General features: G+C 58.1%; 9 protein-coding genes. All 9 read right to left on the bottom strand.

Annotated elements, in window-relative coordinates; all coding sequences use genetic code 11:
• A partial coding sequence (locus tag OJJ21_RS16610) for a hypothetical protein (RefSeq protein ID WP_297687903.1) occupies window positions 1-188 on the bottom strand: 188 nt, incomplete at its 3' end.
• Complete coding sequence (locus OJJ21_RS16605; RefSeq protein ID WP_297687901.1) at window positions 188-676, bottom strand: hypothetical protein; 489 nt, start codon at window positions 674-676, stop codon at window positions 188-190. The genes OJJ21_RS16605 and OJJ21_RS16610, both read right to left, overlap by 1 nt.
• A gap of 10 nt (window positions 677-686) precedes the next feature.
• The gene (locus OJJ21_RS16600) at window positions 687-1034 is read right to left on the bottom strand and encodes a hypothetical protein (RefSeq protein WP_297687900.1); all 348 of its coding nucleotides are present in this window, start codon (window positions 1032-1034) and stop codon (window positions 687-689) included.
• 43 nt (window positions 1035-1077) lie between these two features.
• Complete coding sequence (locus OJJ21_RS16595; protein WP_297687899.1) at window positions 1078-2751, bottom strand: hypothetical protein; 1674 nt, start codon at window positions 2749-2751, stop codon at window positions 1078-1080.
• Window positions 2748-3146 carry a hypothetical protein gene (locus tag OJJ21_RS16590; protein ID WP_297687898.1) on the bottom strand — a complete coding sequence of 133 codons (399 nt, stop codon included), beginning with the start codon at window positions 3144-3146 and terminating at the stop codon, window positions 2748-2750. Before OJJ21_RS16590 ends, OJJ21_RS16595 begins: the two co-directional genes overlap by 4 nt.
• The gene (locus OJJ21_RS16585; RefSeq protein WP_297687896.1) at window positions 3143-3334 is read right to left on the bottom strand and encodes a hypothetical protein; all 192 of its coding nucleotides are present in this window, start codon (window positions 3332-3334) and stop codon (window positions 3143-3145) included. Before OJJ21_RS16585 ends, OJJ21_RS16590 begins: the two co-directional genes overlap by 4 nt.
• Entirely contained in the window at window positions 3331-3978 is a 648-nt protein-coding gene (locus OJJ21_RS16580; RefSeq protein ID WP_297687894.1) for a glycosyl hydrolase 108 family protein, read from the bottom strand. Before OJJ21_RS16580 ends, OJJ21_RS16585 begins: the two co-directional genes overlap by 4 nt.
• Before the next feature lie 197 nt (window positions 3979-4175).
• Window positions 4176-4973, bottom strand: a complete 798-nt coding sequence (locus OJJ21_RS16575) for a hypothetical protein (RefSeq protein WP_297687892.1) — start codon at window positions 4971-4973, stop codon at window positions 4176-4178.
• A 15-nt stretch (window positions 4974-4988) separates the two neighbouring features.
• On the bottom strand, window positions 4989-5172 hold a 184-nt coding region (locus OJJ21_RS16570; RefSeq protein WP_297687890.1), incomplete at its 5' end, for a hypothetical protein.

Below are 5172 nucleotides of genomic sequence, written 5' to 3'. Positions count from 1 at the left end.
TCGTTTTCAAGGCCGATTTTATAGACGACGACAGAGGCGGAAATGACGCCGACGATGATGGATGAGGAAATCCGTCTGGCGGCTTCTGAGCGAGTTCGAGGAGGGAAGCGAAGAAGGGCGAGGATAGCGCCGGCAATAGAGCCGAGGAACTTAATGAGTATCCCGGTTGCGATTTCGTTTACGGGCATTAGTGGTGCTCCCACCATCTCGGATATGCTTTTCTCTGCGAGAATAGAGCGCGATGGCAGCGACCAAGAAAATTGCGACCAGACCCACTGAAAGACCATCCATTCCGCTGAACCATTTCCGTGATGCCTGTAGACCACACCAGCAGGATTGCGGCGGCGTTTATGATCTCCAATGAAACGGCGAACCAATATTGTGTTGGGATGAACCCGGTAACGAATAGGAAATCGACGAGAAGCATTGCTATGAACGCGTCGAAGAGCAGCATTTCCCATTTCATCGCCGCGTATCTGGATAAAAGCAGGCAGATCACGAAGTTTGTCGAGGCTCCGTACACCGTCGCATATGGCATACCGTAATTATGCCAGATGGCAGAGGTGATGTAGGAGAATGCCCCGAGAGAGAGCCACAGGGCAGCCCGTGGCACCCTCCATGCGGTCGCCGCCGCGACTGACGCCATGATCAATAGAGCTTCGTGATACCACTGCATCGCTGAAATCCTACGCTTTGCGCCCACCGTCCATTGTGGTGAACTCCGGAACCGGGATCGTCACGCCGCCGACGGCCTCGATGCGTCCAAGGTCAACGCCATTAGCCTGCGCGATCGATGTTCCCGCCTTATGCAGGGTGGCGAGATATGCGGCGGCTTCCGCAACCTTGCCCGGCGCAGCGCGATGCTCCCATATGAAGGACTTGGCTTCAAGGCCGGATACCATGCCGAGTTTGATGCCTTCTTCGACATCCTTCGCCATATTCAAAGCAGCTTTGTAGGCGGTATTCAGCGCCCGTTCCGCGACGGCATGGTTCTTGACGAATGAAGCAGTGATTTCTTCCTTGGTGCGTGCCATGTGATTTCCTTTTCATGTTGGATCGTGGGAATGCGGTATGGAATTAGGCCGGGATGACACCGAACATGCCGGCGGTCTTCATGTCGATATAGGCTTGAGCTTCGACTTTATGCAGCCAAGCTTCTTCGTGGGTGCCGTCAGTCGTCGGCACGACAGTAACCGTTGCGCCAACAGCTGCGGCAGCCCCGGAAGCATTACCGCCCACCTGTATCGTGTGGGTCCACGTTCCGCTTCCGTTATCGGTGATCAGCCTGATCGGGCCGCAGATATGCGTGCGATCGTCATCGACTGCGATTGTGTCGCCGACCTGTAGAGAGGAATTTAGAACAATCGCTGTGGTGCCGGAATACGTTGTCGCTACCGTCGCCGTTCGCGGCGCAGTCATGAATTTCGAGCGCTTGTCGTTGAAATCAGGATCTGACGGCGGAAGCTTGTCCCCGGTGCTTGGGTTATAGGCTGCCGTGCCATAAATACCAGCATCGAAAACAAAGTCGAAGTCGCTTGATGCATTCGCCAGGATCGCATCATTGTAGACGGCGCGACCTCCGCTCGGGTAGGTGTCATAGGCGGCTGGAGACATGCCAGCGAGTGTTTTGTATGCATCTGTTGTCGTGCTGCCAACGCGCGGCGGAAGCGACACTTTCCCGTAGGGGATTCCGGGGAAATACCCTTTGACCGTGCTGACATGCGCTCCAATCAGAGTGGCATATGTCGGGTTGCCGTTATTTCCGTGCTGGTCGAGAATATGGGTGAAAGGCAGTGCCCCGGTCATGGCCTTGAGTACAAGCAATGGTTCGACGCGATGTGTCAGACCGGGGGCGTAGTCGGTAGATCCGTAGACGCCGTTGTAGCTCTGAGCCGGCCCAGAGCCAGGAATGGTAATGCTGATGGTTGGGATGCGACCGCCAGTGAGAGAATCAAGACCGCGCTCAAGAGCCGCCAGCGCGCCGCGCGGCTCGGTAGATGGCAGCCCAGAGCCAAAGTCGTTTGCGTAATAGGCGCGACTGTCACCAGTCAGAAGGATGGAGACGACCGCTCCATTATCTACGCGGCGGCCAACCATGTACATCGGCGTGAACTGCTGCGCAGGGGAAGACCCAGAGGTAGTTATAGCGCCAGAGCCATCGGCCAGTGCCTCCAGCGTTGCGCCAGTCGATTCCGTCGAGTTACGGCACGCGTCACCAACTGTCGATGCGAGATATTGTGAGGCTGGGAAAAGATCACCGACCGTCGCGACACGGATCAGCGAACAATGGAAAATGTTCGTATTTGCCGGGACAACGAGAGGCGTCCCCAAGGCCTTATCCGCGATGATGTCGGACCAAACGCCCCAATCGAAGGGTGTCGAGTAGCCGCGCGATGCACCTGTCCCGCCGCGGCTCGTCCATCCGTTGCCCCCGAATTTGGCCCGGTGACGAGTTCCACTGACCTCCAGCCAATAGGCCGCATCGAAGTTGTTCGGCATGACGCGTTCAGTGGGAGTACCGCCGGCATTGTTGCAGTAGAACCCGGGAATGCAGACACGAACGTCGGTGATATCCCATGGGGGAGAGCCGGCTGAGATCCGATTCAGCGCGGACATGAACGACGACCCCGTATTCAGGAACGCAGTACGGTTCGGAACGCGGATACGGGTTGATGCGGCTGTCAATACTACCGCTTCTCCCCCACCCATCGTGCACGGGCTGCCAAGGGCGAGGCCAAGGATAAGATTCATTTGCGCCCCCTGATAGCGGATGCGATTGCCGATATTCCGCCCTGCGCCGCCTGCAGGCCGAACAGAGACAGGATGATTTGCGCCTCCCACTCCTGCATTGGCTGGGGCAGCGGAGGAATGCCGAGATTGACAGTGGTGAGGATGGTATCGAGGCCGATCAGCGCCATATGGGCCGAGACGGTCCATGCGATGAGCGCGGTTGCCACGCGCATTTCCCAGAAGCCCACGGTAGACAGGCGGATTTCCTTGGCCGCGTCGCGCGCCGCCATTTGGGCCTTGATATCCTGAATGGCAGCGTCTGCGATCAGCGACTTTTCGCTGCTGTCAGCCGCAAGCTTTGCCTCCCAGGCTTTCAGCAGGCCGCCGCTTAGCAGGTTGAGAATCGCGGAGATCACGTGCGCCAGCCAAACTTTTTCGCAAGCCCGTAAAGGCTTTCAATTCCGGCGCCCATGGCGATACCAACGATCATGACAAGATCTGGATCAACGCCGATCTGACTGGCCATGTCTGCATCGAGATAACCGGCCGTGGCCAAGGAGGCCGCAACGTAGCGAAGGGCGATGCGAGCGAGAACGGGCGTCATTTCTTGCCTCCGAGAACTTTGGCGATGGCGTTGATGAGCATGGCGAGCCAGTTGCCGGATTCGACGGGCTGGGCCTCGACCGTGATCGGCTTCGTTTCGACCACAGGGGGAGCGAGGACCGCTGAGGACGGCTGCCCCAGCATCAAGAGCGCACCCGACCGAACCTCTTTCACCCGGCGCTCCCATCCCTTGCCGAACGTGGGCCACGTCGAAAGGCGCTTGAGGAAGGCGAGCCGGTCGTCACAGAGTTTGTGAATGATGGAGGCTTGAGCCATCTGGCGAGATGCCTTGACGGTGGCAGGGCCGATCTTGCCGTCCTGTGTCACGCCAACGACCGCCTGCAGGTACTTCGCCGCCCGCGACGGGCCGCTGTTCACCGCGAAGTCGAACACGGCATAATCGACCCCATCCGGGAGTTCCGCGCCGGCGACCGCATCCCAGTAGAAGCGGCGGTAGACAGTGGCGATCTGCTCGTCAGTGATGGCCTTCAGATCCGCCTTTGTGGCGTTCGGCTTCACATAGCGGCGGAAGTTGGCGAGTGTGACGCCCTTCATGGTCGCACCGCCGGGGTCAGCGGGGTGATCAGACCATCCACCTTCATGTTTCAAGACGAGCGAAAGCGCCCGCGCGAAATTGTGGTCCATATCGTTTTCCTTGTGATGTTGCTTGCGTAGCCTTGATCGCAGGTCTAGAATCCCGCCTCTTCCCATTGAGAGACAGGCACCATGTTTTCACGCGTCAAGGCGTTTTTCAGACGGGCTATCGAATGGCTCAAAGGCCACAAGCGGCGCGATACCCGATCACCGGAGCAGGTTGCCGACGACTGGTATGATAGCCAGATTTAGACCCACCGACCGCCAGTCGCCTCGACGCCGGCCGATGATCCCGGGAAATACGTCAACGGGGATTGGCCGCTGGTATCGATGATGCTGTTCTTGTGGACCGTAAAGCGCGGCCCCGTAGCGGCCCCGGATGCCACGAAGTTGTAAGCCTGCAAGATCCCACAAGCTGCCAGACCCGCAAAATATGCGCTGAATGGAACCGTACCGCTGAGATATGCCGTTACGTTGTTGAGGCTCACTTGCGCCCCGTTTGTGACATGGACAAAGCCTTGAGCGCCGCCAGAGATCGCAAAGTTTGCCACGGCGGCAGCTGTCGACCCGGTACCGGCAACATTGACATGCATGTAAGTTGCCGAGCCGAACGCGATGTTTCCGAAGTCGCATCTGCCGCCAGCCGTGACGTTGATGCATGACGCTGTCACAGGGAGCGTAGAAGGCGCGGAAATCGTGAAGCCCGTCACCCGAACCCATGCACCGAACGATACCGCGATTGCGTCTTTGCCCGAGACGGATATGCAAGCATTCGAAAATGTCGCGTCCGATGACTGGATGACAAGTGCTGTTCGTTGTCCCGGCGCGGTGCCGATAACCGAGATTGAATCGGTATAGACGGTCGGCGATCCTGCCGTCCCGGATTGCGCGACGATTTTTACCGTGAACCGACCCCAATCGATCGAAAGGGCTGCATCGACGGCGCATTGGATCGTTCGGAACGCATCGGCTGCGGTATTGGCTAGCCCCGTATTCGCATCGTTGCCGTCGGGACGGACATAATAGATGCGATCCGCGGTAATCATTTCCCTGCACATGGATTAAAGCCTCGCATCTGCTGTGTACGAAACGGAAAAAAGACTATTTGTCGGGCTTCCTGTCGTGCCGGTACCAGCCGCGCCGCAGCCCTTGGTATTGATGCCGGTTGCAGCAATGCCAGTGATATTCGTTGCTGTGGCAGAGCCGAGAGATATGGTTGGCGTAAAGATCATTTCGGCCGGGAAC

Source organism: Ferrovibrio sp. (assembly GCF_025869515.1).
GTDB lineage: Bacteria > Pseudomonadota > Alphaproteobacteria > Ferrovibrionales > Ferrovibrionaceae > Ferrovibrio.
The sequence above is the reverse complement of the archived record's forward strand: the minus strand, read 5'-3'. Positions and strand labels throughout refer to the sequence as shown.

Coding starts and splice junctions, on each gene's coding strand:
- OJJ21_RS16605 (WP_297687901.1), bottom strand. CDS start 676: ATGCAGTGGTATCACGAAGCTCTATTGATCATGGCGTCAGTCGCGGCG.
- OJJ21_RS16600 (WP_297687900.1), bottom strand. CDS start 1,034: ATGGCACGCACCAAGGAAGAAATCACTGCTTCATTCGTCAAGAACCAT.
- OJJ21_RS16595 (WP_297687899.1), bottom strand. CDS start 2,751: ATGAATCTTATCCTTGGCCTCGCCCTTGGCAGCCCGTGCACGATGGGT.
- OJJ21_RS16585 (WP_297687896.1), bottom strand. CDS start 3,334: ATGACGCCCGTTCTCGCTCGCATCGCCCTTCGCTACGTTGCGGCCTCC.
- OJJ21_RS16580 (WP_297687894.1), bottom strand. CDS start 3,978: ATGGACCACAATTTCGCGCGGGCGCTTTCGCTCGTCTTGAAACATGAA.
- OJJ21_RS16575 (WP_297687892.1), bottom strand. CDS start 4,973: ATGATTACCGCGGATCGCATCTATTATGTCCGTCCCGACGGCAACGAT.